General features: G+C 67.6%; 20 protein-coding genes and 2 pseudogenes. 18 read left to right on the top strand and 4 right to left on the bottom strand.

What is annotated here, in order from left to right; all coding sequences use genetic code 11:
- Positions 1-116: 116 nt before the first annotated feature.
- The gene (locus ACFVYE_RS24420) at positions 117-1526 is read right to left on the bottom strand and encodes an alpha-L-fucosidase (protein ID WP_389607377.1); all 1410 of its coding nucleotides are present in this window, start codon (positions 1524-1526) and stop codon (positions 117-119) included.
- A 546-nt stretch (positions 1527-2072) separates the two neighbouring features.
- Complete coding sequence (locus ACFVYE_RS24415; protein WP_389607376.1) at positions 2073-4535, bottom strand: glycoside hydrolase N-terminal domain-containing protein; 2463 nt, start codon at positions 4533-4535, stop codon at positions 2073-2075.
- Positions 4536-4933: 398 nt separating this feature from the next.
- On the opposite strand from ACFVYE_RS24415, the gene ACFVYE_RS24410 reads away from it, so the two are divergent.
- From ACFVYE_RS24410 to ACFVYE_RS24350, 13 genes and pseudogenes are all read left to right on the top strand, one after another.
- Positions 4934-6028 (top strand): substrate-binding domain-containing protein, encoded by a 1095-nt coding sequence (locus ACFVYE_RS24410; RefSeq protein ID WP_389607375.1) that lies wholly within the window; start codon positions 4934-4936, stop codon positions 6026-6028.
- Positions 6029-6066: 38 nt separating this feature from the next.
- The gene (locus tag ACFVYE_RS24405; RefSeq protein WP_383968867.1) at positions 6067-7155 is read left to right on the top strand and encodes a mandelate racemase/muconate lactonizing enzyme family protein; all 1089 of its coding nucleotides are present in this window, start codon (positions 6067-6069) and stop codon (positions 7153-7155) included.
- Positions 7156-7163: 8 nt separating this feature from the next.
- Positions 7164-8222, top strand: coding sequence for an ABC transporter permease (locus ACFVYE_RS24400; protein WP_389607408.1), 1059 nt, complete (start codon positions 7164-7166; stop codon positions 8220-8222).
- Positions 8219-9316 carry an ABC transporter permease gene (locus ACFVYE_RS24395; RefSeq protein ID WP_383968870.1) on the top strand — a complete coding sequence of 366 codons (1098 nt, stop codon included), beginning with the start codon at positions 8219-8221 and terminating at the stop codon, positions 9314-9316. Before ACFVYE_RS24400 ends, ACFVYE_RS24395 begins: the two co-directional genes overlap by 4 nt.
- Positions 9313-10857 (top strand): sugar ABC transporter ATP-binding protein, encoded by a 1545-nt coding sequence (locus ACFVYE_RS24390; protein WP_389607374.1) that lies wholly within the window; start codon positions 9313-9315, stop codon positions 10855-10857. Before ACFVYE_RS24395 ends, ACFVYE_RS24390 begins: the two co-directional genes overlap by 4 nt.
- Positions 10854-11177, top strand: coding sequence for an L-rhamnose mutarotase (locus tag ACFVYE_RS24385; protein ID WP_383968876.1), 324 nt, complete (start codon positions 10854-10856; stop codon positions 11175-11177). Before ACFVYE_RS24390 ends, ACFVYE_RS24385 begins: the two co-directional genes overlap by 4 nt.
- A 51-nt stretch (positions 11178-11228) precedes the next feature.
- Positions 11229-11552, top strand: coding sequence for a hypothetical protein (locus tag ACFVYE_RS24380; protein ID WP_389607415.1), 324 nt, complete (start codon positions 11229-11231; stop codon positions 11550-11552).
- Positions 11549-11656, top strand: a pseudogene (locus tag ACFVYE_RS24375) (SDR family NAD(P)-dependent oxidoreductase); the annotation flags it as partial. The gene ACFVYE_RS24380 and the pseudogene ACFVYE_RS24375, both read left to right, overlap by 4 nt.
- A 21-nt stretch (positions 11657-11677) precedes the next feature.
- A pseudogene (locus ACFVYE_RS24370) lies at positions 11678-11890 on the top strand (SDR family NAD(P)-dependent oxidoreductase); the annotation flags it as partial.
- Positions 11887-12933, top strand: a complete 1047-nt coding sequence (locus tag ACFVYE_RS24365) for an aldo/keto reductase (protein ID WP_383968882.1) — start codon at positions 11887-11889, stop codon at positions 12931-12933. The pseudogene ACFVYE_RS24370 and the gene ACFVYE_RS24365, both read left to right, overlap by 4 nt.
- Positions 12930-13892: an amidohydrolase family protein gene (locus ACFVYE_RS24360; RefSeq protein WP_383968885.1), complete on the top strand. Its 963-nt coding sequence runs from the start codon at positions 12930-12932 to the stop codon at positions 13890-13892. Before ACFVYE_RS24365 ends, ACFVYE_RS24360 begins: the two co-directional genes overlap by 4 nt.
- A complete protein-coding gene (locus ACFVYE_RS24355) occupies positions 13858-14184 on the top strand; it encodes a fumarylacetoacetate hydrolase family protein (protein ID WP_389607373.1) in 327 nt (108 codons plus the stop codon). Before ACFVYE_RS24360 ends, ACFVYE_RS24355 begins: the two co-directional genes overlap by 35 nt.
- Before the next feature lie 141 nt (positions 14185-14325).
- Positions 14326-15045: a GntR family transcriptional regulator gene (locus tag ACFVYE_RS24350; RefSeq protein WP_389607372.1), complete on the top strand. Its 720-nt coding sequence runs from the start codon at positions 14326-14328 to the stop codon at positions 15043-15045.
- Between the two features lie 142 nt (positions 15046-15187).
- Here ACFVYE_RS24350 and ACFVYE_RS24345 read toward each other — a convergent pair whose 3' ends face one another.
- Positions 15188-15589, bottom strand: a complete 402-nt coding sequence (locus tag ACFVYE_RS24345) for a MarR family winged helix-turn-helix transcriptional regulator (RefSeq protein ID WP_383968894.1) — start codon at positions 15587-15589, stop codon at positions 15188-15190.
- Between the two features lie 165 nt (positions 15590-15754).
- Between ACFVYE_RS24345 and ACFVYE_RS24340 the strand changes: the two genes are divergently transcribed.
- Positions 15755-16702, top strand: coding sequence for a zinc-binding alcohol dehydrogenase family protein (locus tag ACFVYE_RS24340; RefSeq protein ID WP_383968897.1), 948 nt, complete (start codon positions 15755-15757; stop codon positions 16700-16702).
- Positions 16703-16857: 155 nt separating this feature from the next.
- Here ACFVYE_RS24340 and ACFVYE_RS24335 read toward each other — a convergent pair whose 3' ends face one another.
- Positions 16858-18807: an amino acid transporter gene (locus tag ACFVYE_RS24335; protein ID WP_383968899.1), complete on the bottom strand. Its 1950-nt coding sequence runs from the start codon at positions 18805-18807 to the stop codon at positions 16858-16860.
- A gap of 723 nt (positions 18808-19530) precedes the next feature.
- Between ACFVYE_RS24335 and ACFVYE_RS24330 the strand changes: the two genes are divergently transcribed.
- The 4 genes from ACFVYE_RS24330 to kdpB all read left to right on the top strand — a co-directional run.
- The gene (locus ACFVYE_RS24330) at positions 19531-22050 is read left to right on the top strand and encodes a DUF4118 domain-containing protein (protein ID WP_383968901.1); all 2520 of its coding nucleotides are present in this window, start codon (positions 19531-19533) and stop codon (positions 22048-22050) included.
- 251 nt (positions 22051-22301) lie between these two features.
- Complete coding sequence (kdpF, locus tag ACFVYE_RS24325; RefSeq protein ID WP_382950378.1) at positions 22302-22391, top strand: K(+)-transporting ATPase subunit F; 90 nt, start codon at positions 22302-22304, stop codon at positions 22389-22391.
- 11 nt (positions 22392-22402) lie between these two features.
- The gene (gene kdpA, locus ACFVYE_RS24320; protein ID WP_383968906.1) at positions 22403-24067 is read left to right on the top strand and encodes a potassium-transporting ATPase subunit KdpA; all 1665 of its coding nucleotides are present in this window, start codon (positions 22403-22405) and stop codon (positions 24065-24067) included.
- Positions 24067-25808 (top strand): potassium-transporting ATPase subunit KdpB (gene kdpB / locus ACFVYE_RS24315; RefSeq protein WP_389607371.1); only part of this gene is annotated, 1742 nt, incomplete at its 3' end. The genes kdpA and kdpB, both read left to right, overlap by 1 nt.

Genomic DNA, 25808 nt, shown 5'->3' with positions numbered 1-25808 from the left:
GAAACCGGGCGGGGGCGACCTGCTCCGGCAGGCCGGACAGCGCGAGACCGGTAACCAGGACGGCCGCGGATACTCTCCCGGGCATTGACCACGGAGTGAGCCCCCGGCGGCATCGGCTACTGCAGACTGCCGATCTCCTTCAGCCGGTCGACGTAGTTCTGGGGTATCCGACCGCTGACGTCCGGACCGACGTTCAGCAGGAAGAGGGAGTTGCCGGCATTGGCCTTGTGGAGGTTGTCGACGATCTCCTGGGCCGGACGCGGTTGCCCTGTGGATGTGGTGTGGAACCAGGTGCGGTTCGTGTCCAGAGTGTCGCTGCTGTCGGTGGGACGCGCATTGGTGGCCGGAGGCATGCCTTGGACGGGGACCTCGTAGACGATGACGTCCGTCGTCTGCAGCGTGCCCAGGTGGTCGTTGTTGGCCACGACGGTGTGCGGCGAGACCTCATGGATCATGTTGCGTACAGGCTGGTAGGGAATCTCCGAGTACGGAACCTGCCAGCCCCAGCCGTCGAACCACAGATAGTCGATCTGGCCGTACTTGGTGAGCAGCTCACGCAACTGGTTTTCGATCAGTTCTCGGCTGTTGCCGTTGTGCCGGTCCCAGATGGAGAAGTACAGGCCCACCTTCAGACCGTTGGCGTGCATGGCGTCGACGTACTCGCGGACGATGTCACCCTTGCCGCCGCGGTACGGGCTGCCCGCGATGTCGTGATCGGAGTAGGCCGTGTCCCACAGGCTGAATCCGTCGTGATGCTTGGCAGTGAGCACACCGAACTTCATGCCGGCCGACTTCATGGACTTCGCCCACTGATCGGGGTCGAGGTCGGTGGGGTTGAACTTGGCCGGCGAGGCGTTGGGGTCAGCCCACTGTGTGTTGTCATACGTCGACATGTTGAAGTGCATGAACATGCCGAAGTTATCGCGCTGCACCCACTCCTGTGCCCGCTTGGACGGCCTGATCACCTGGTTGCCGAACGCCTGGACCTCGGCAAGCGCAAGGTAGTTGGTGCCCTCGAGCTGTACGCGTATGTAGCGGGCCGGACGGTTGAGTGTGACGTCGGCCGACGGGCCGTTCAGCGTGCCCACTTTCCAGGAGCTCACGCCCTCCTGTGCGCGAGCCTCGTCGAGCCCTCCGGCCTTGATGGGCTTGTCGGACACCAACACCCAGAAGTTCGACAACCGGTCGGTGCAGCAGTCGGAGCGATTCCATACGACCACCTTGTTGAGCTTCCGCATCGCACCGAGATCGGTCTCCCACCAGGGCTGTGTCTCCAGCGCCGTGTGCGAAGTCGAATTCCCTCCGTAGTCACCGTTGTGGTTGCCGTCCGTGGCCCGCTCGGCCGCCCCGCCGTACGCGGTGCTGCTCTGTGTCGCGGCGGCCCCGAAGGCGAGGTTCCGCGGCTCACTGCCGGCCGGCGAGGGATCGTCCTGCGCTGTTGTGGCAGCAGCACTGAAGACCCCTGCGGTCAATAAACTCACCGCAGTCAGAACGCTGACCAGAAACGTCTTGAAGGAACGCGTCACGCCTACCTCCTGATAGGAATACCTATATGATTCTGAGGTCGCCGCAGGGAAGTCAATGGGCGTGACAGCCCTCGCTCCGACGTGGTCCGAGCTCGCCGCGAGGCGGGCGGGGCAGCTCTGACCCCATGCGCCCGAACTTCATCAAAACTAGACAACTATGCACTATTGTGCATCTGTTGACGGTGGGTTGGAGGCTTGGATCGCTTCTTGCGTGCGCAATCTGGAGCTGCTGGAGCCGCTTCATTCACTATCGGTGCCGTTCAGACCCTTGATGCAGGGATCGCGCCAGCGCAGCATCCGCGTGATACATCCTATCGAATTTTCGGCGAGGCCCAGCGATGAAAGAGCTTTTTCCAGACGCCTGCTTCGCTGTGTCCTCGCCGTTTCGGTCCTCGCCGCGGCTTCGTCGGCCTGCACCCTGAAGAACTCTGGCGAACGGTCCGACGCCCCAGCCGTCGCCTCCAGGAGAGAAACCGGCGGTGGGGCGGCCGAGTCCGGTGATGACAAGGGCACCGAGGCCGCCCTTGTGCCGGGCGGCGCAGACCACTACTTCCGGCTGTTGACCAGTTGGAAGACGGCGTGCTGGGCAGGCGGCGCGACTGCCACGGATCCGGCGGAGGGGATCGTGATCCGGCTGCTCCAGTCGCCGAAGACGACCACGGTGGACCTGCCCGCGGCTCCTCGCAGCGTCGCGTGGGTGACCTGGCCGTTCTTCCACTTCATGTCGAGCGTGAGGCCGCCGCGCACCCCGATTCCCGTGACGGACCCGGCGGCGGCCCAGGCCCGCGGCAGGGCCGGTAGCAGCTCTACCCGTCCGGGACGGGACTGCACCAGCATCTGGATCATCGCCACTGGTGTGCCGTAGTTGCCATCGATCTGGAATACCGAACTGCTGCCGAAGCTGTACATGTTGAACATGTTGATCGCGCTGCCGTGGCTGAAGTTCACCGACGGCTTCAGTACGTCGAGGACGAGCTGGTATGCCTTGTCCGGATTCTTCAGCTTCGCCCAGCACATGGCCCGCCAGGCACTGCCCCAGCCGAAGCTGGCCATGCCGCGTGACTCGAGCAGCTTGGTGGCGCCCGAGACGAGGGCCGTCGGCGAGTGCTCGACGGCGATGCGGTCACCGGGGAAGAGACCGATGAGCGGTGACAGGTGGCGATGGGTGGTCTCGCCGAGGTTGTCGTCGCTCATCCACTCCTCGAGCCGGCCGCTGGTGGCGCTGACCTCGGGCATGTACAGCCGGTCCTGAAGCGCGGAGACGGTGGAGGCATAGGCGGAGTCCTTGCCCAGCGCAGCCGCGGTGGACCGGTAGTTCTGGAACAGCTGCCGGACCAGCTCCTGGGCGTAGCTGATGCCACGGGCGTTCTGGGGTCCGTGCTCGGGAGACCAGTCGTGGTCGTCGACGAGGACCTGTCGCGTGCCGCCGGTCGCGGGGTCGGGCACGGTCATGGTGATCAACCGCGACTCCCAGAACTCACAGGCGCCCTTGAGCAGGGGGTAGATCCTGGCCAGGTGGGCTGTGTCCTGGGTGTACTCGTAGTGTTCGTAGAGGGAGTTGCATATCCATGCGTTGCCGGCCGGGTGCCACCACCAGCCGTTTCCGCCCCAGATGTTCGTGGAAATCGCGAGGGTCCAGCCGGCCACCTTGCCCGAGGTGTTGCGGAACCGGTTGCGGGAGTCCTGGAAGAGGTCTTCGGTAGTGGCCTGCCAGCCAGGCAGTTGAGCGACGCAGTAGTCGGTGAGCGCCTCGAAGCACTCGGGCAGGCCCGCCAGGTCCGGCAGCCAGTAGTTCATCTGGATGTTGATGTCGCTGTGGTAGTCGCCCATCCAGGACGGAGTGTTGGTGTCGATCCACAAGCCCTGAAGGTTGGTGGGGAGACTGCTTCGGGAGCCGCAGATCGTCAGATAGCGGCCGAACTGCAGGTAGGCCGCCTCCAGCTCCGGGTCCGGTGCGGAACCGGCCGCCGCACGGGCAGCAAGCCGAGCGGGCGTGTCCATCGCTCGCTGCGCGGCGGACGACGCGCCCAGGTTCACCGTCATGTGCTGTTGGAGGCGCCGAAAATCGGATACATGCGTGGCCAGCAACGCCGTACCGGCGACTGCCGCCGCTGACGACGCCTTGGCCCGTGCCGTGTCCAGGGGCACGAGCGAGGCGTCCTTGTACGACTGGGACGCGTCGGCCTTGTAGTTGGTGCCACCCGAGATGATCACCAGCACCTCGGTGCAGTTGCTGAACGTCACCTCCGTACTGGCCGCCGACACGGTGCCGTCCTTGCCGACAGCCTTCACGACCGCGGCGTACCTCAGGTCGTTCGGCAGCGCCGCCGAGAACGACGCCTCCGCGGCACCAGCATCCACCGTCACGGTCTCGCCGCGGGTCCCCGACAGTGTCATGGACCCGGTGTAGGAGCCGCCGCCGCTCTGCGAAAGCCGCACAACGATCACGTCGTCCGGATGGCTGGAGAACACCTCACGCCGGTACGTCACACCGCCGAGCCGGTAGGAAGCGGTCACCAGGCCGTTGCTCATGTCCAGCGTGCGGCGGTAGCCGCTGACGGCGCCGGCCGTGTGTGCCGGAATCTGTAGAAAGGCCTTGGCCAGCATCCCGAACGTACCGAAGTCCCCCGTGTCGTAAGGGAACTGCCCGTCCGACTGGAGCGCGGCGTTGGCATGACCGGTCCACAGCGTCGCGTCCGCCAGGACCGTCACATCACGGGACGGGTCGCCGGTGACGAGAGCACCCAGCCGCCCGTTCCCGATCGGCAGCCCCTCCTCGATGATCCGGTTCTCCGTGCCCGGCTCGGTGTACCAGAGCATCAGCGCGTCGCGCTTCGGCACCAGCGACAGTGTTGCCGGCCGCGTCACCGCGGCAGCGTTGGTGGTGAACTCCGGCGCCGAGGACAGCGCGAAAAGCGCACCCAGCGATGCCGCCGTGCGCAGTACGCCGCGACGTGACAGACCGCCCTCGTTTTCGGCGGGGGGCCGGGAAGGTGTACGACGGGACATGGGCGTGGGGCTCCTTCTGGGCAGGCGGTACCGGGTACGGAGGCGTCCGACGGCCGAGCGACAGCGTCTGAGTAGAAGTGCAGTGGCACGGGCACGTCCTGTCAATGATTTCGACAGACTTTCCTATATGATCTGCCGTCTGCTCAGTCAAGCGATGTGCCTGACCTGTAAGCCCCCTACGGGCAGCACCGAGCCGTGCCCGCGTGTCGCGGCCACGCCGGAGAATCAGCCTTCAGCCCGGGGATTTTCCGATTGAAGGTTCCTGGCCTCGCCTTCCGTTCGTCGACGCCAACGCTCATCCGGGAGATGGATCGCGCCACGGGTCTTGACGGAGGGCCATCCCTGGTCAACCATCACTCTCATCAATTTCCTATTTGATTCTCAGGGAGGTGGTGGAGATGCTTCTCCGGACCAGAGCTGTTCTGCCGGGCGTTCTCGCCGTTGTTGTTCTGACGGCGGGCTCCGCTGCGTGCACTGTGAAGACCTCGGACGAGCCCACTGGCGAAAGGCCCCGGGCCTCCGCGAGGGCCGGCGCCGGTACAGCCGAGCTCGTCGACGGATCCGGCACCGAGGTGGCACTCGTGCCCGGCGGCGCCCACCCGTACTTCCAGCCATGGAAGACAGCAGGGGCCACCGCTCGGAAGACGTACGGCCTCGGGGGCGTGACCTTCGACGAGACCGCCGAGTGGGACCAACAGAAGCAGAACAACCTGCTGTCCACGCTCGCCGCGCGCGGTTACAACGCTTTCGGCGTGTTCGGGGTCTCGCCGACCGACATCAACACCACCTTCGCGGACCTCAAGTCGCAGGGTCTGACGGTGGCCTCGCTGGGCTCGTGTCCGGCAGGTGGCAAGAACGAGGCCGACTTCTGCCTGTCGACGGACGTCGAGCTCGCCGCGTACAAGGCGGCCCGCGCTGCCATCGACGCCATGGGCGGCAAGGGAACGCTGGTGCACCTCACCGGCAACAACGTCGACGCGAACACACAGTTGCGGATCAAGGGCGTCGCCAAGGCGGTGGCCGAGTCGGGCGGCGAGATCAAACTGCTCCAGACCATCACCGACATCGACAAGGACCTCCAGACCGCGCAGAAGGCGGTCTCGGACCTGCTCGCGGCCAAGGGCAACCAGATCCAGGGCATCGTCTCCACGGCCTACAACCCGGCGGTGGCCGCCGCCGACGCGGTCAAGAGCACGGGTTCGGCGGCGAAGGTCGTCGCCATAGACGACGATGCCAAGATCCTCGACTCGATCGGACAGGGCTCGGTCGCCGCGACCGTGGTGCAGAACCCGGTGGGGCAGGCCGACGTCGGAGCGTGGGCGCTGGCACTGCTGCAGACCAAACAGTGCACCATGCGCAACCCCGGGCAGATCGTGGACTCCGGCTCCTTCGTCGTCACCAAGGCCAATGCCGGCGACTACGACAAGGACCGCAAGGCGAAGACCGAGCAGCTCAAGAAGCAGTTCGCCGAAGAACTCCTCGACTGCAACTGACAGCTGCCGCGCGCACTACAGAAATCGGACCTCGCACGATGAGCATCATCACGACCGCCACGGCCCTGCTGGCCGATATCGCAGTGGAGAAGGACCGCACCGACGCTGTGCAGGCCTTCGTCAAGCAGGAGACGATCCTGGTAGAGATCACAACGGCGGACGGTCTCCAGGGAACCGGCTACGCCTACACGATCGGCACCGGGGGAACGTCCGTCCTGAGCCTGCTCCGGGAGCATCTGCTGCCCCTCCTCGCCGGCGAGGACGCCCGCAACGTCGAGGCGCTGTGGCAACGGCTGTTCGCCTCGACCAGGGCGACCACCACCGGAGCCATCACCTCCCTGGCGCTCGCCGCCGTGGACACGGCTCTGTGGGACCTGCGCTGCAAGCGCGCGGGCGAACCGCTGTGGCGGCTGGCGGGCGGCCATCGCCGCGAAGTGCCGGTGTACGACACCGAGGGCGGCTGGCTCCACCTGAGCACCGACGACCTGGTCAAGTCGGCGCTTCAGGCACAGCAGGCCGGATGGGCGGGCGTCAAGATCAAGGTGGGCAAGCCGCACGTCTCCGAGGACGCCGAGCGACTGCGCGCCGTACGCGAGGCCGTGGGCCCGTCGTTGCACATCATGACCGATGCCAACCAGTCACAGACCATCTCCTCGGCCCGCCAACTGGCAGCCGCTCTGGAGCCCTATGACCCGTACTGGCTCGAGGAGCCCATGCCGGCCGACGACATCAGCGGTCACGCCCGCCTGGCGCGCGCAACGAGCATTCCGATAGCCGTCGGTGAATCCATGTACTCGATCACGCAGTTCCGCAACTACCTCGAGACCGGGGCCGCGTCCGTCGTGCAGGTGGACGCCGCTCGAATCGGCGGGATCACGCCGTGGCTGAAGGTCGCTCACATGTCGGAAAGCCACAACGTCATGGTATGCCCGCACTTCCTGATGGAACTGCACGTGAGTCTCGTTGCCGCGGTGCCCAACGGGAAGTTCGTCGAGTACATCCCGCAGCTGCGCGCCGTGACGCGGACCGAACTGACGGTCCGCGACGGCATGGCCGTCGCACCCGACGAGCCGGGCATCGGCATCGACTGGGACATGGACTCCATCGACAACCGGAGGGTGTCGTGAAGACACCCATGGCTCCGCCCGACGACGACGTGGACACCACCGCGCCGCGCTCGGCGCACAAGCCGCCGTTCTGGGTGAACCAACGGCTTGGTCTGCTCGTGCTCATCGTCGCCCTGTGCGCTCTGTTCGGCGTGCTGCGCCCCGCCTTCCTGGACGAGCGGCTCGTCCTCTTCCCACTGCTGAGGGACATCGCGACCCTGACCGTGGTCGCCCTGGCCCAAATGGTGGTCCTGTCCGTCGGGCACATGAACCTCGCTGTCGGCCGCATGGCCGCTTTCGGAGCCCTCTTCGCGGGGTTCGGTTACGACCGGCTGGGCCTCCCGCTGCCGCTCGGCCTGCTGCTGTGCCTCTTCGCCGGAGCTGCCATCGGCGCCGTGACCGGCTGGATCATCGCCCGCACCGGGGTGAGCTCTTTCGTGGTGACCCTGGCCATGGACTTCGCGTTGCTGGGTCTGGTCTCGCTGCTGTACTCGGCTCTCACGGAGAACGCGGCGTTCACCACCAGGCCGTCGGGGCTGGCCGAACTGCGCTCCTACTCACTGGCCGACATCTGCGTCGGCCCGGTGTGCGGCTCCCCCGCCGTGCCGCAGATGATTCAGTTCACCGTGCTGGCGCTGGCCGGCCTCGGCTTCCTGTACGGCTGTACCCGTCTCGGCCGGGAATTGCTGCTCACCGGTGCCAACCCGGCGGCGGCCGAACTGTCCGGCATTCCAACGGGCCGCCGCGTCATCCTCGCGCATGCGATGTCGGGACTGCTCGCCGCACTCGCCGGCTTCATGGCCGCCGTCGGCACCGGAACGTTCCGCGCGTCCATCGGTGACGACTTCATGCTGCCGTCGTTCCTCGGCGCGGTGCTCGGCGGGACCCTGCTCACCGGCGGCGTCGTCTCGGTGATCGGCGCTCTGCTGGGAACCTCCCTGGTCGGCGTGATCCGCAAGGGCCTCGACCTGCTCGGTGTCGGCCTCGAGAGCCTGAACATCTACCTCGGCTGCGTTCTGCTGCTGGCCCTGTCGGCCGACCGAGTGCGCACTGTCGTGTCCTATCGCAAGGTGGTGCGCTCCACATGATCACGATCAACGATGGGGGAGCCCGGACCGGCGCGGCCCTGCGTCAGTTCTCCCGTTCGACGACGATGACTCTGCTCTGCGTAGTGCTGGCCGGATACATCGCCCTGGGCGTGGCTTCGTCGGGTTCCTTCTTCGACGGCCCTTCCGTGCGTACCTTCCTGCAGTACCTGGCCACGCCGATCCTGATCGGCCTCGCCCAGATGGTCGCGTTGTGTGTGGGACAGCTCAATCTCGCGATCGGTGCCCTGGGCGGCTTCAGCGCCTGCCTGATGGGCGTGCTGATGGCCGACAGCGGTGTGCCGGCGCCCATCGCCGCGACGGTGGGCGTGCTGACGGCGACGGTCATCGGCCTGGTGACCGGCCTGTTCATCGTGGCGACACGGATCAACGGCTTCATCGTCACGCTCGGCACGATGACGATCCTGCTGGGGGCCCAGTACCGACTGGCCGGCACCCGTACGGTCGACGGCTATTCCGAGACTCTCAAGGACCTCGGCAGAGCAGCTCCGTTGAACACTCCGCTGGTGTTTCTTGTCGCGCTGGCCTCGGCTGCCCTGCTCGCAGCGTTCATGTATCGCACCACTGCGGGACGTCGCCTGCTCGCCGCCGGCGGCAACCCGCTGGCGGCCAGACTGTCCGGCATCTCCACCGACCGGCAGATCGTGCTTGCCCACACCGTGTCGGGCCTGCTGGTCGGCGTGGCCGCGCTGACTGCGACAGCCTCACTGCCGGGTGTCAACCGCAGCGTCGGCGGCGACTGGCTGCTGCCGAGTTTCGCCGCGCCCATCATCGGCGGTGTTGCTCTCACCGGCGGCTCCGTCGCGGTGTTCGGCACGGTGCTGGCGGCCTTTGTGATGCGGCTGATCGACGCCGCGCGGGCCCAGTTCTCGCTCGACCCGAGCTGGGTGAACTTCCTCATCGGCCTGGTCGTGCTGGGCACCGTGGTCGGTGGGCGAATGCACCAGACGCATCTTGAGAAGAAGGGCAAGGCGCAAGGACGTATCCCACCAGCGCCCGTCGGCATCCCACCGTCTCCCGTGGATACCGGCCGCGAGACGGACAGCGCCCTGCCGACCACGGGAGGTGCGCGATGAGCAACGTCCTTCTCGAATGCCTGGACATCGTCAAGGTCTTCCCCGGAGTACGGGCTCTGGACGGCGTCGGGCTGCGCCTGACGGCGGGCTCGGTACACGCCCTGCTGGGTGAGAACGGCGCAGGCAAGTCCACCCTGATCAAGGTGCTGACCGGAGTGCACACCCCCGACGGCGGCCGTCTGACCTGGCTCGGCAAGGAGGTCCACCTGCGCTCTCCGCTGGAGGCAACCCGTACCGGCATCGGTGTCGTCCACCAGGAACGCAACCTCATCCCCGGCTTCTCGGTCGCGGAGAACATCACGCTGCAGAGCCCTCCCTCACGCCGCGGGCTCGTCGACCGTGACGCGATGACGGCCCCCGCACTGGGCTGCCTGGCGGAACTGGGCCTGGACATCGATCCGCACCGGCCTGTCCGCGAACTGTCCGTGGCACAACAGCAGCTGGTGGAGATCGCGAAGGCGCTCTACACCGAGAGCAAGGTGCTGCTCCTCGACGAGCCGACCGCTTCACTCTCGCCGCAGGAGGCGGAGCGGCTGTTCGACGTGATTCGGCGGCTGACGGCCAGGGGCACCTGCGTCGTCTTCGTGAGCCACAAACTCGAAGAGGTCTTCGCCGTCTGCGACACCGTCACCGTGCTTCGCGACGGCAGGTCCGTGCTCGAGTCCTCGCCGCTCCCGGATCACACGCACGACGACGTGGTCGGCCTGATGGTGGGCCGGGCCCACGCCGCGAGGGACATGGAGCCCCGTGCCGTGGACACCGCCGCCGCCCCGGTGCTCTCGCTCGACCGGCTCTCCACCGCCGACGGACACGAGGACATCTCGTTGGACGTGCGTCCCGGTGAGATCGTCGGGCTGTACGGTCTGGTCGGCGCCGGACGCAGCGAACTCGTGAAGGCCGTGCTGGGCCTGGACAGGTGCACCGGCGGTGAGATCCGGGTGCACGGCAAGCCGGCCCGGATCAGGTCGCCGCGCCAGGCGCTCCACCGGTTCGGCATCGGCTACCTGACCGAGAACCGCAAGGAGGAGGGCGTCTTCCTGGAGCAGCCCATCCGGCGGAACATCACTGTGACGGTGTGGACGAGACTTGCCAAGGCCCTCGGATTCGTCTCCGCCCGCGAGGAGCGGGACGTGGCGCAGGCTCTGGTCGAGCGCCTGGGCATCCGCATTTCCGGGCTCGGGCAGAACGCCGGCGAACTGTCCGGAGGCAACCAGCAGAAGGTGAGTCTGGCGAAGTGGCTCGCGGCCGACACCCGCCTGCTCATTGTCGACGAGCCGACTGTGGGCGTCGACGTCCGTACCAAGCACTCCTTTCACGAGCTCTTGTGGGAGCTGGCTCGCGACGGCCTGCCCATCCTGCTGATCAGCAGCGACCTGGCGGAGATGATCACACTGGCGGACCGTGTCATCGTGATGGCCGATCACCGCATCCGCGGGGAGGTCGCCAACGACCGCGACTACGAAGGGATGAGCGGCAGGATCATCCGCATCATCCACGACCGCGCGATCTCCGCCGTGACCGCGACGGCGGATGCCGGATGAAGCGTGTGGCACAGGTGATCCGGGTCCGCCCGGAGAAGCTCGACGAGTACCGCGAGCTGCACCGCGATGTTCCGCAGCCGGTACTGGACCGGCTGCGGGCCTGTCACATCGCGAACTACTCGATCCACTTTCTCGGCGACCGGCTGTTCAGCTACTTCGAGTACCACGGCAACGATCTGGCCGCCGACCTCGCCCTCATGGCCGCGGACAGGGCGACGCAAGCCTGGTGGCGGCTCACCGACCCGTGCCAGGAGCCCGTCGAGGAGGCGGCGCCCGGAGAGCGGTGGGCATCGATGGAGCAGGTGTTCTTCATGGAGTGATCGACCGGCCTCTGCATCTCCTCAGGTACGCCCTACCGAACAGGAATCTCCTTGCCTTCAGACACCACCGTGCGGGTCGTCGCTCCGGACACCTGCGGCATCCGCTTCCCAGCCTCCCGGAGGCTGGACTGCTCGGACGCGGTGAACCCCGATCCCGACTTCTCCGCTGCATGCCTCCACCTTCATGAGTGCTTCGGCGACCCCGCGGTGATCCGGGACGGTCACTCCCTCAAGGCCGGCGCGCCGAGCCTCTCGGCGACGGGACTCGCCGACTCCTTCCCGACATACGCATACCCCCATGCGGCGATCCGGCCCGCCATCGGCGCGGCGCGGCACGGTGGCCTCGCCGCCACCACCACGGAGGTGTCCGTATGACCGCCGAACTCGCCGGACTGCACGCTGTCGTCACCGGCGGCGCCTCAGGAATCGGGTTGGCCACCTCCCGGCTTCTCGTGGAACGGGGTGCCCGCGTGGCTGTCCTCGATCTCGATCCGTCCGGCTGGACCGGCAGACTGCTGGACGCCTCGGACGACCCGGCCGCGGAACGGGCAGCGCTCAACGCCCGCCAGCCGCACAGGCGTCTTGTCACCGCCGGCGAGGTGGCCGCGGCCATCGTCTGCCCGGCCGGCCCGGTGGCGGGCTCCGTCACAGGTGCGGCGCCGGCCGTCGACGGGGGAGTGGCCGGTCTGCGCCCGAGGCCGGTCGGCATATGAACAAGCTTCTCGGAAGGGAACCACTCGGCAGCAGCACCGCGTGGACATCGCCCCTTGCCTTCGGCGCGGCGGCCCTCGGCAACCTCTTCACCGAGATGACCGATGAGCAGGCGGCCGCCGCCCTCGACGCGGCCTGGAACCACGGCATCCGGTCGTTCGACACGGCACCGCACTACGGTCTGGGACTGTCCGAACGCCGCCTCGGAACCGCGCTGGGCATCCGGCCACGAAACGAGTACACCGTCTCCACCAAGGTCGGCCGCCTGCTCGAACCTGCCTCCGGCGTAGTGGGAGACGACCTTGCCAATGGCTTCGCAGTGCCGGCAACCCACCGGCGAGTGTGGGATTTCAGCGCCGACGGGGTGCGCCGCAGCCTTGACGACAGTCTGACTCGACTCGGCCTGGACCACGTGGACATCGTGTATCTGCACGATCCGGACGACCACGGGAAGCAAGCTCTCGACGAGGCATATCCCGCCCTGGAACGGCTGCGCGCGGAGGGCATGGTGAAGGCCATCGGGCTGGGGATGAACCAACCCTCCATGCCGGCCCGCTTCGTACGGGAGACCGACGTCGACGTCGTGCTGCTCGCCGGTTGCTACACCCTCCTGGAGCAGAGCGGTCTCCACGAATTGCTGCCGCTCGCCGCAGAGCGGGGTGTCTCGGTGGTGGCAGGAGGCGTCTTCAATTCAGGACTGCTCGCAGCGCCCGGACGGGGAGCGACCTACGGCTACCGGACGGCCGCGCCGGACATGCTGGAGCGTGCGCTGTCCCTGCAGCGGGTCTGCGAGAAGCACGGAGTACCCCTTCGGGCCGTCGCGGCACGCTTTCCCCTGGGCCACCGCGCCGTCGCGTCCGTGCTGCTCGGCCTGCGCAGCGCACAGGAGGTGGAGGATGCGGTGGGGCAGTTCCAGCGCCCCTTGCCGGCCCCTCTGTGGGAGGACCTTCGCGCCGATGGGCTGCTCCCCGCGAACGTACCGCTCCCACTGAGCCAGTCGCCCGACCGGAGCGGCGGCGAGCCGCGTACAGGGAGTGCCATATGACCGCACCGATCGTCGTTGACGCACACCACCATGTGTGGGACCTGGCCGTACGCGACCAGGGCTGGATCACCGGCCCGGCCCTGGCGCCGCTTCGCCGCAGTTTCTCGCTGTCGGACCTGCGCCCGGTGGCAGAACAGGCCGGAGTTGTCGCGAGCGTCCTCGTGCAGACGGCGACGGTCGCTGAGGAGACACCGGAGATGCTGGCCCAGGCGGCGTCGGAGCCGCTGGTCGCCGGGGTCGTCGGATGGACCGACCTCACCGCTCCGGGGGTGGCGGACAGGCTCGTCGAGCTGCGTGGGATGTCCGGGGGCGAACATCTGGTGGGCGTGCGTCACCAGGTCCAGGCCGAAGCCGACCCGCAGTGGCTGGTGCGCGAGGATGTGCTGCGGGGGCTGGCCGCGGTCGCCGACACGGGCCTCGCGTACGACCTTGTCATCCTGCCGCACCAGCTGCCGGCGGCCACTGCTGCGGCTCGCCGTCTGCCCGGTCTCAGGTTCGTACTGGACCACGCCGGCAAGCCCGGCATCGCTGCTGGGACGCTTGAACCGTGGGCGTCGCACCTGCGTGACCTCGCGGCGGAACCCAACACGTTCTGCAAGCTGTCGGGCTTCGTCACGGAGGCCGACTGGATGCGCTGGAGCGTCGAGGACCTTCGCCCCTTCGCCGCCAGGGTCCTCGACGCCTTCGGGCCGGATCGCGTGATGTTCGGCTCCGACTGGCCCGTGTGCACCCTGGCCGCCGACTACGCCACGGTATTCGACACAACACACGCCCTGATCCACGAACTCGCCGCTCACGAACAGGCCGACGTCCTCGGCGGCACGGCCCTCAGTGCCTATCGGCTGCACCTCCCGCAGTCGCCGCCCCATCGGCGCTCGGCTTCCGGGCCCATCCACCAGGAGACCCCTCCAGAAGGGAGTGTTCATGAAGTTCATGCGCCTCGGTCCCGTCGGCAGTGAACGCCCAACGGTCCTTTCGGACGACAGCCGGCTGTCCGGCCTCTCCGGGACCGAGCGTCAACGGCCGGGATCGACAGAACTGCACCACCAAGGACATGACCTTCAGCGTGAGCCCATCGTCCGGTGCCTCAGCCAGTACATGGTCATCGAGCCCGGTGACACGGTGATCACGGGTACTCCGGCCAAGGTGGCCACGGGACTCCCCGGCACGCCTCACCTCCAGGCCGGGGACACGGTGGAACTCGGGCTCGACGGCCCCGGGTCGCAGCGGCAGATGTCCAGCCAGGGTTGATCACCGATGTCGAGCGTTCGACGGGGCCGGCTCCGGCCCGACGGCACTCGGGGCCGTCTCACGTCCGAGAGCGTCCTGGGCCCCGTCGTCACCTCGCTAAACTGCGAGTGTTCCGACAAGCCCCGAGCAGCAGGAGAACGGATGCCGCCGCACGACCGTTCCGCAGGCAGCGCAGGGGAGCCGAACGGGAAGCCACAGGGCTCGCCTCCTGCCCGGCAGGTGCTCTCGGACAGCGTCTACGAGGACATCAAGGCCAGGGTCATGGACCACGAGATCGCACCAGGTGCCCGGGTCGGCATCGAAGCCCTCTCGCGCACCCTCGGCGTGTCGCCGACCCCGGTGCGCGAAGCCCTGGCCCGGCTCGAGGCCGACGGTCTGGTGGTGAAGCGATCTCTTTCGGGATACCGCGCGACCGAGTTGCTGACCCGTCAGGGGCTCGAGGAACTCTTCGAGATGCGTCTGCTGCTGGAACCGAGGGCCACAGCGCTGGCCGCGACCAACGCGACCGAGGAACAGCTCGACGCCATCGAGCGGATCGTGGAGGAAATGCGGGCGCATCCGGGGCCGACCGGTCGGTACGCGGACTACCGTGACTTCGCCGCTCTGGACCAGCGGTTCCACGACGCAATCGCCCAGGCATCGCATCGGCCGCTGCTCGCGGACGCGGTGGAGCGTCTCCACTCGCATCTGCACGTCTTCCGGCTCACCAATGTCGAGGTGACCGAGGACCCGACGCTGGCGGAACACGAACGGGTCGTACGCGCCATACTGCGCAGAAAGGCCGATCGCGCCGCGGAAGCCATGGCGGAGCACCTGACACACAGTCTTGAGCGCCAGCTCAGCCACGAGACGAATTCCTGACCCGCGCACAGGGGGCACCGTGCTGAAACAGCGCCCTGCCTCCCCTGATCGCGGCACAGCTGCGGAAGCTGACCGTTGTGCCGGATGGCGGCAGTGAGCGCGCGGATGCGCCGGGGCTTTTGCACGTGCGGCGGCCGGGTGGTCAGGCGATGGGCGGGACTGTCGCGTGGCGGGTCTGCCGGATCAGTACAGCAGTGGCGCGTTCCAAGAGCTCGCACAGTGCGGTGTGTTCGGAGGGCGTGAACGCGTCGGCGAGCGCGCGCTCAAGAACGATCACCTCTTGGTAGGCGCGGTCCAGCACTACCTGGCCTTCATCGGTCAGGCCGGCGATCTGCACCTTGGCGTGTACGGGGGATGCCTCGCGGCGGATGAGTTCCTTGCTCTCCATGTTGGTCAGCACACTGCTCATGCTCTGCTGCGTCACCCCGCAGCGGCGGGCCAGTTGGGCGCCGGACATGCCGCCTTCGCGCGAGAGGAGCAGCAGCACGGTGTACTGCGTCATGGTCAGTCCGTAGGCGCGCAGCACCGCCTCGTGATGCGCCATCAGCGCCTGATCCGACCGCCTGATCCGGGTACAGAGGTCATCCCCGACCGGTGCTTCCACGATGCACTCCCACTTCGCTAACAGATTCATGTGTTGACTCAGGGACCTTATATACCTACAGTCCTCGACTGTAAGGATACTGAGTCAACACAAGGGGCTGTAACCGTGAAGGCTGTTCTTCTCGATGCCGCAGACCGCTACCAGGTCGCCGACATGGACGAGCCCACCCCCGGCCCCGGCGAGGTGGCGATTCGCGTCGCCTATGCCGGGATCCAATGGGGCGACACCATGGTCCGGGACGGCCATTTCCCCGTGCCGCGTCCTTTTGTGCCCGGCTTCGAGGCGTCCGGGCATATTGTCGCGGTCGGCCGGGACGTCGCTGCAAGCCGTGTCGGGGAGCCGGTTGCCGCACTGACCACGGCAGGCGCCTACGCCCAGGTGGTCGTAGCCCCCGCCGCACTCACGTTGAACGTCGGCAACGTCCCGCTACGGACGGCCGCAGGTCTCGGGTGGGGCGGACCGACCGCCTACGATCTGATCAACAGCGCCGCACATGTTCGCCCCGGCGAGAGCGTGCTCATCCACGCCGCCGCCGGAGGGGTCGGCACGTTGGCCGCCCAGTTCGCCCGACTGGCCGGGGCCGGCCGGATTGTGGGCGTGGTCGGCAGTGCCGACAGAGCCGCCTACGCCGCCCGGTTCGGCTACGACCAGATCCTGCTGCGCGAAGAATTCCCGGCCGCACTCGGCGACGAGAAGTTCGACGCGATCCTCGACCCGGTCGGCGGACAGACCCGGCAGGCCGGCCTGGAACAACTCGCCCCGCACGGCCGACTGGCGGCATACGGCAACCTCAGCACCTACGAACCCGTTCTGGCGAGCGCCAACGACCTCCTCATGCACGGCACATCACTCGTGACGTACAACAGCAACCTGCTCCACCGGACCCACCCTGAACGACTCGCCGACAGCGCATACCGTGCACTCCGCCTCGTCGCCGACGGCCGGGTACACGTGGACATCACCGTCGAATACGACATGGCAGACCTGGCCACTGCCGTACAGCGGCTCGCCGCGGGTGCCACCCACGGCAAGAGCATCCTCCGCGTCGCCTGACGGCACGCAGAAAGCCGATGCATCGGTGCAGCTGGATTCCTTCGGGACATCGTGGGTGCGACAGGTGCTGGACACTGAGCGGGTGAGCGCGCTCCGGGTGGTGGCTCCGGTGCGGTCGAAGGCGGGTCGGCCTTGCCGCGCAGCGCTCGCCCGGCTCATCCGACGTGGACACGGGGGCGGCGGGCCCGGTCGGGTTCGGCCTCGCGGAGGACCTCACGGGTGACGGGGGCGACCTCGCCCTGGCCGAAGAGGAAGAAGCGCAGGAAGTTGGCGAAGGGGTTGCCCTCGGTCCATTCGAAGTAGATGTGCGGGGTGCAGCCGGTGGTGTGGCGGACATGCAGGAGCAGGGCGGCCAGGGCATTGGGAACGGAGGAACTCTCCAGGGTCAGGACGCGGTAGCGGCCGTGCAGGACTTCGCCGCGTACGTTCAGGCCCGATTCGAACTCCGAGGGGTCGAGCACCGTGACCTCGACGAAGACGAAGTCCTCCTGGGCCGGGACGTCGTTGTCGTGACGGATCTGCTCGATCTTTTCGCGGTACTCGGCGATGTCGCGGTTGTCGGGCTCATTGGCGATGAACCGGATCCTGCGGCTGGCGACGTCCCGCACGAAACGCTCCGCCATGTCGTCCATGGTCACGCTGGTGACCCGAAGCTCGAAGGCGCGGGCGAGCCGTGAAAGCAGTGAGACGAGGATGATCCCGGCGATGAAGCAGGCACCGATCTTCACGCCGTCGGGGCGCTCGATGACGTTCACCACGGTGGTGTAGAGGAAGATCGCCGAGATGACGGCGAAGGCGATGGTCCAGTTGCGCTGGCCGGCCTTGCGCGCGGCGATGGTGACGGCGATGGCGGCGGAGCTGATCAGGACGAGGACGCCGGTGGCGTAGGCGCCGCCCTGGGCGTCGACGTCGGCGTCGAAGATCCATGTGACCAGGAATGCCACCAGGGTGAACACGATCACCATCGGGCGCACGGCGCGCGCCCAGTGCGGGGCCATGCCGTACCGGGGCAGGTAGCGGGGCATCAGGTTGAGCAGGCCGGCCATGGCGGAGGCGCCGGCGAACCACAGGATGGCGATGGTGGAGACGTCATAGACCGTGCCGAAGGTGTTTCCGAGGTACTCGTGCGCCAGATACGCGAGTGCGCGGCCGTTGGCCCGGCCGCCCGACTCGAACTCCTTCTCCGGGATGAGCACGGTGGTGATGAAGCTGGTGGCGATCAGGAACACGCTCATGATCACCGCGGCGGTGGTCAGCAGTTTCTTCGTGCCCCGGATACGGCCGGTGGGCTTCTCCTCGGTGTCGTCGGGGTCGCCCGCGACGTGCGGCATGACCGCCACACCGGTCTCGAAGCCGGACAGGCCGAGGGCCAGCTTCGGGAAGACCAGCAGCGCGACGCCGACCATGGCGATGACGTTGCCGTGCTCGGTGGTCAGGGCGTCGGTCCAGTCGGTGACCACGTGCGCGGCGGTGGCGACGTGCCACAGGCCCACCACCACGACGACGACGTTCAGGCTCAGGTAGATCCCGACCAGGACGACGGCGACGCCGATGGCCTCCAGGAAGCCTTTGAGGAACACCGCCCCGAGCAGCGCGACGAGCAGCAACGTGATCAGCATCTGCTTGTCGTGCAGCACATCGGTCAGGTGCGGGTTCTCCACCAGGTGGGTGGAGGCGTCCGCCGCCGACAGCGTGATGGTGATCAGGAAGTCCGTGGCAGCGAAACCGAGCAGCGTCAGGACGAACAGCTTGCCCTTCCAGAACGACAGCAGCCGCTCCAGCATCGCGATCGATCCCTCGCCCCGCGGGCTCTCCTCGGCCACCCGCCGGTAGACCGGCAGCGCGCCCGCCAGAGTGACGATCACGAGCACGATGGTGGCCACGGGGGACAGGAGCCCGGCCGCAAGGGCGGCGATGCCCGGCTGATAGCCCAGCGTGGAGAAGTAGTCGACGCCGGTCAGGCACATCACCCGCCACCACCGCTGCCCCTTGTGTGCGGGCTCAGGCTTGGCGTGCGGCCCCTGCTGGTGCCCGGCCATGTCGGACAGGCCTTCCAGCATCCACGCGCGCAGGCGACTCGTAGGGACGTGGGCGGGGGTGGCCATCGGTGAGCTCCTGGCGTATGGCGAAGCGAAAGGTTCCGGCCATCAAGGAGACGGCCGCATCAGGGTACGCAGGGAGTGATCCACAGCCGAGGGCTTCACCCGCACCGAGGAGAAACGTGTCTGTGCTCTCCCGCCACGACTGTCCTCCGGACCGTGAGAACGCTGCACCGAGGTCACCGTGAATTCGCTGGACCCAGGGCCCACCGGCGGCGCGGGCATCTTCACCGGAGTGGCTGACGACGACCCGTAGAAGAAGGTCCTCAACGACAGGGCCCCGCTGGGCCGGCTCGCTGCTTCCGAGGAATGGCGGCTCCAGCAGCTGAGCAACGGGTCGCTCACCGGGCGCCGTTGATGCGCGCGGGAATCACAACCTTCAACGCCCTGCAGCGCTCAGGGGCGCGCCCAGGTGTCCAGGAACGCCGCTGCTGAGGGTCTGGCCGGGACGTTCCCCTCGTGCGAGGTCGTGCTGGACTCGAAGGGTGTGGACGCGGTGGCGCCTTTCAGCCAGCACCGGCGGCAAGCATCCTGACGGCAGGATCCGAGATCCGACCGGCTCTCGCCCGTGCGGCCTGCGCGAGTCACCGCAGTGCGCCGAGGACGCGATACGCCCCGAGAGTGCCCTTGAGGGCTCCGGGCCGGTGTCGTCGAGTGGAACGGCTTTGAGGGGCGCACCATGGAAGGGCGCGAGCGCGACATGGGGGTGACCTGGGCAGGAGTCCGCCGGTGGCACGTGGACGGTTGCGGATCTACCTCGGGGCCGCCCCCGGGGTCGGGAAGACGTACGCCATGCTCGCCGAGGGGCAGCGGCTGCGTTCACGGGGCGCGGATGTGGTCGTCGGCTTCGTCGAGCCGCACGGGCGCCGGCCGACCGCGGTCATGGCCGAGGGGCTGGAGACGATCGCCCGCCGTACGCTGAGCCACCGCGGTGCGCTCTTCACCGAGATGGATCTCGACGCGGTGCTGGCCCGCAGTCCCCACGTCGCGCTTGTCGACGAGCTGGCCCACTCCAACGTTCCGGGGGCTCGCAACGCCAAGCGATGGCAGGACGTGGAGGAGCTCCTGGCCGCCGGCATCGATGTCGTCACCACGCTCAACGTCCAGCACCTGGAATCCCTCAACGACGTGGTACGGCAGATCACGGGGGTCACGCAGCAGGAGACCCTGCCCGACGAGGTGGCCCGCCGGGCCGACCAGATCGAACTGGTCGACCTGCCACCGGAGGTGCTCCGCCGCCGCATGGTCCATGGCGACATCTATCCGCCGGACCGCATCGAGTCCGCCCTCACCCACTACTTCCGGGTCGGCAACCTCACCGCCCTGCGCGAGATCGCCCTGCTGTGGCTCGCAGACCGGGTGGAGGAGGGGCTGCAGCGCTACCGCGCGGAACACGGCATCGTCGCTCCCTGGGAAACCCGGGAGCGCATCCTGGTCTCCCTGAGCGGCGGGCCGGAGGGCGAGACCCTCATCCGCCGTGCCGCGCGGATCAGCGCTCGTACACCCGGCACCGAGTTGCTGGCCCTCCACGTGGTGTCGGAGGACGGGCACACCGCCGGCGGCCCTGCGGTACTGGATGTCCAGCGCACCCTTCTGGAGTCGCTCGGCGGCAGCTACCACCAGACCCCTGGCGAGGACATTGTCGATGCCTTGCTCCAGTTCGCCGAGACGGAGAACGTCACCCAGATCGTGCTGGGCGCGAGCCGTCGCGGCCGTCTCGCCTCCCTTCTGACGGCAGGGGTGGGAAAACGGACGATCAAGGGGGCCGGCCCCATTGATGTGCACATCGTCACCCACGAGGAGGCAGCGGGGTCTGCTGCGCTGAGGCTTCCGCATCCGAGCCGTGGCACGGGCCCAAGACGGTACTGGGCTGCCCTGGTCGGCGCCGTGGTGCTGCTGCCCGTACTGACGGTCCTGCTGACCGCGCTGCGTGGCAACCTCGGCTTCTCCAGCGACCTGGTGATCTATCTGCTCGCCGTTGTCGTGGTCGCCCTGGTCGGCGGGCTCTACCCCGCGTTGTTCGCCGCTGTTGCTGCGGCACTGCTCGCCGACTACTACTTCGCCGCACCGGTGCACTCGCTGGTCATGGAGCGCCCCGACGAGATCACCGCGCTCGTGGTCTTTCTCGCCGCGGCCGCTCTCGTCGGCAGGGCAGCGGGAGTTGCTGCGCAGCGTACGCGCCAGGCAGTACGCGCGACATCGGAGGCGAGGGCGTTGAGCCGCCTGGCCGCCGCCGTGATGCGCGGCCAGGATCTGACGGCACTGCTGGAGCAGATCCGGGAGAACTTCGGACTGAGTGCGATCAGCCTGCTCGAAAGGGATCCGGAAGTATCTCCGGTGCCCCGCTGGTACGTGGTCGCCAGCGCCGGGGAGCGGCCGCCGGAAAAGCCCTACGAGGCTGATGTGGAGAGCCCCGTCGACGACAATCTCACGCTGGCCGCTCGTGGTTCAGGACTGAGTACGGAGGACCGGCGCATCCTCGCCGCATGCGCCGCCGAACTGGGGCTGGCCCATGCCCGAGAGCGGATCGCCGGGCGTTCCTGCGGCACGGACACCTTCGCCGACGCCGAACGCACCCGGGCATCCCTGCTTCTCGCGGCAGGCCGCGATCTGCGTGCTCCGCTGCACACCGCTGAAGCCGCGCTCGTGCGCTTGCGGCGTCGACGCGACGACGCGCCTGCCCCGGAGGAGACGCAGTTGTTGGACGCCGCCCGCGCGGCGGTGCACCGTGCGGCGCAGTTGGTCACCGATCTCGACGATGTCAGTCGTCTGCACGCCGGGGCGCTCGAACTCTACCTCCGCCCGGTCGACCTCAACGAGGTGCTGGGCGCTGCTTTGGACGACCTCGGGCCCGGCGGCCATTCGATCGTTCTGCATCTGCCGGAAGAGCTGCCCGACGTGATCGCGGACGCTGCTCTCCTCACCCGCGCCCTGACAGCCCTGGGGGCCGACGCATTGCGTCACAGTCCACCGGACAGGCCCCCTGTCTTCACTGCCGAGGTCCAGACCGACCACGTGAAGATTCGGGTGGAGGACGGCGTGCCCGACCGGGGTCCGGAACTGAGCGCCGCCGCATTGCGGGCTCCGGGTACCAGGGCCGACAGCCTGGCTCTGCGGCTGTCGCGCGACTTGGCCGAGGCCATGGACGGAACCCTGGAGACGACCACTGAGGGTCGAGCCTTCTCGGTGATGCTCACTCTTCCGGGTTCCGCGCCCGGCGGCAGCGAGACATCCGGCCGCACCGAGTGAATCCACGCACTTCACCGTCATCCCATCGGCCCACAGGGCGACAGGACAATCTCGATATCAACTGATATAGCGTCAGAAATACATCAACCTCGTATTCCGGATCAACTCCATATTCCAGCAGGGAGGGCCGAAAAGTCCCGTCCCCTCATGACTCTGCGGGGTGCCTCGCGCATGTCGGACGTCGCGTACATCGGCCTCACGGTATTGGTGTTCGCCCTCATCGGCCTGGCCGCCAAGGGGGTCGGGCGCCTGTGAGCGTGGAAAACATCGTCGGCTTGATCGTTGCCGTGTGCCTTGTGATCTACCTGGTCATCTGCCTGATCTTCCCCGAGAAGTTCTAGGGGGAGCCCGGATGAACGGCACCCTCGCGGGATGGCTCCAGGTACTCGCCCTGGTGGTCGCGCTAGGTCTCTCGTTCCGCCCGCTGGGTGGCTACATGGCCCGCGTCCTGACCACCGATCACCATTGGCGGATCGAACGCCTGATCTACCGGGTGGGCGGAGTGAACGGCGACGCCGACCAGAAGTGGTCGGTCTACCTGCGCAGCATCCTGGCCTTCTCAGCAGTGTCGGTACTGTTCCTGTACGCATTCCTGCGCCTGCAGAATCACCTTCTGCTGTCCCTGGGAATGAAGCCGGTCACCACGGACCAGTCGTTCAACACCGCGGCATCCTTCGTCACCAATACCAACTGGCAGTCGTATTCCGGCGAGTCGACGATGGGGCACCTGGTCCAGATGGCGGGCCTCGCGGTGCAGAACTTCGTCTCCGCGGCCGTGGGTATCGCCGTCGTCGCCGCGCTGATCCGGGGCTTCAGCAGGAAGAAGACCGATCGCGTCGGGAATTTCTGGGTGGACCTGACACGGATCGCGCTTCGCGTTCTGCTGCCCCTTGCGTTCGTCTTCGCGATCGTTCTGGTGGCCGCCGGTACCGTTCAGAATTTCCATGGAATCCACGACATCACCACCATCGCGGGCGGGCACCAGGGCGTGACCGGAGGCCCCGTCGCCTCCCAGGAGTCCATCAAGGAACTGGGCACCAACGGCGGTGGTTTCTACAACGCGAATTCCGCGCACCCCTTCGAGAACCCCAACGCCTTCACCAACCTGATCGAGATCTACCTCATGCTGGTCATCGCGTTCTCGCTGCCCCGGACTTTCGGGACGATGGTTGGCGACAACCGACAGGGCTACGCGATTGTTGCCGTGATGGCATTGATCTGGGCCGCATCGGTCGCCATCGTGACCGCCAACGAACTGCACAGCGTCAGCAGCACCGCCGGTCACGCGGCCGGCGGAATGATGGAGGGCAAGGAGACACGGTTCGGGATCTGGGCCTCGGCCCTGTTCGCCGTGTCCACCACCCTCACGTCGTGCGGAGCCGCCAACTCCTCCCACGACTCGTACACGCCGGGCGGCGGCGGAATGACGATCTTCAACATGATGCTGGGGGAGATCGCGCCCGGCGGCGCCGGCTCCGGGCTCTACGGGATCCTGATCCTGGCGATCGTCGCGGTCTTCGTCGCCGGTCTGATGGTCGGCCGTACGCCCGAGTACCTGGGCAAGAAGCTCCGGGGCCGGGAGATGAAGTTCGCCTCGCTCTACATCCTGACCACGCCCGCACTCGTGCTGGTCGGTGCGGGGCTGGCGATGGCATTCCCGGGTGAAAGGGCCGCCATGCTCAATTCCGGACCGCACGGCTTCTCCGAGGTCCTGTACGCCTTCGCGTCGGCTGCGAACAACAATGGCTCGGCATTCGCAGGACTCAGCGTGAACACCGTCTGGTACAACACCACACTCGGCGTGGTCATGCTCATCGGCCGGTTCCTGCCCATGGTGTTCGTCCTCGCGCTCGCCGGCTCGCTCGCCGGGCAGCAGCCCGTTCCGGTCACTGCGGGCACCCTGCCCACTCACCGGCCGCAGTTCGTCGGGCTGTTGATCGGAGTGATCCTCATCGTCGTCGGTCTGACGTACTTCCCCGCGCTCGCACTCGGCCCTCTTGCGGAGGGTCTGCACTGATGTCCACGACCACTACTCCCGCTCCCACGCCGCCGGGCGCCGGGCGACAGCAGCACCGGGTCTCGGGCGGACTGCTCGATCCCAAGCAACTTCTGACGTCCTTCCCCGACGCCCTGCGCAAGCTGAATCCGCGCTTGATGGTCCACAACCCCGTCATGTTCGTGGTGGAGGTCGGGGCGGTGCTGACCACGCTGTCGGCCATCAGCGCGCCCAGTGTCTTCGCCTGGGTGATCACGGCGTGGCTCTGGCTGACGTCGGTCTTCGCCAATCTTGCCGAAGCCGTGGCCGAGGGACGCGGCAAGGCCCAGGCGGAGACCCTGCGCCGCACCAAGACGACGACGAAGGCCCGCCGTCTCACCGGCTGGCGGCCGGGCGCGACCGACGCCGCAGAGGAGGAAGTTCCGGGCGTCGACCTCCGTCTGGGCGATCACGTCGTCGTCGAGGCCGGGCAGACCATTCCCGGCGACGGCGATGTGGTCGAGGGCATCGCGAGCGTCGACGAATCGGCCATCACGGGCGAGTCGGCGCCGGTGATCCGCGAGTCGGGCGGCGACCGGTCGGCGGTCACGGGTGGCACCAAGGTGCTCTCGGACCGGATCGTCGTGAAGATCACCTCGAAGCCGGGGGAGACCTTTATCGACCGGATGATCGCACTCGTGGAGGGGGCCGCTCGGCAGAAGACGCCGAACGAGATCGCGCTCAACATCCTGCTGGCATCCCTCACGATCGTCTTTCTGATCGCGGTGGCGACCCTGCAGCCCTTCGCCATCTTCGCGGGGGCCGAGCAGACCATCGTCATCCTTGTCGCCCTCGTCGTGGCCCTGATCCCTACGACGATCGGCGCGCTGCTGTCGGCGATCGGCATCGCGGGCATGGACCGGCTCGTGCAACGCAACGTGCTGGCGATGTCCGGACGTGCGGTGGAGGCCGCGGGTGACGTCAACACACTCCTGCTCGACAAGACCGGCACCATCACCCTCGGCAACCGCCAGGCCGCCGAGTTCCTGCCGGTGGACGGGGTGAGTGTCGAGGAGCTCGCGGACGCCTCCCAGCTGTCGTCGATCGCCGACGAGACGCCCGAGGGCCGTTCGATCGTCGTCCTCGCCAAGCAGCAGTACGCGCTGCGCGGACGCAGTGAAGGAGAGCTGGCCCAGGCACAGTTCGTACCTTTCACCGCTCAGAGCCGGATGAGCGGTGTCGACCTCAACGATCCTCAGGAAACCCTGTCTTTGCGCAAGGGAGCGGCGACGGCGGTGATGCGCTGGGTCCGTGACAACGGCGGCCACCCCACGGCAGAGGTCGGCGGCATCGTCGACGGAATCTCTGCGAGCGGCGGCACCCCGCTGGTCGTGGGCGAGGTGTCCCGGCGCGGCGGTACGCCGATCGCCCGCGTCCTGGGCGTCATCCACCTCAAGGACGTCGTCAAGGAGGGCATGCGGGAGCGGTTCGACGAGCTGCGCCGCATGGGCATCAAAACCGTCATGATCACGGGTGACAACCCGCTCACCGCGCGCGCCATCGCGCAGGAGGCAGGCGTCGACGACTTCCTCGCCGAGGCCACGCCCGAGGACAAGATGGCCCTGATCCGCCGCGAACAACAGGGCGGCAAACTGGTCGCGATGACCGGCGACGGCACCAACGACGCGCCCGCGCTCGCCCAGGCGGACGTCGGCGTGGCCATGAACACCGGTACCTCGGCCGCCAAGGAGGCCGGGAACATGGTGGACCTGGACTCCAACCC

Source organism: Streptomyces sp. NPDC058239, from assembly GCF_042882185.1.
Taxonomy (GTDB): domain Bacteria; phylum Actinomycetota; class Actinomycetes; order Streptomycetales; family Streptomycetaceae; genus Streptomyces.
Note: the sequence above shows the minus strand (reverse complement) of the source record. Positions and strands in the feature narration are given on the sequence as shown.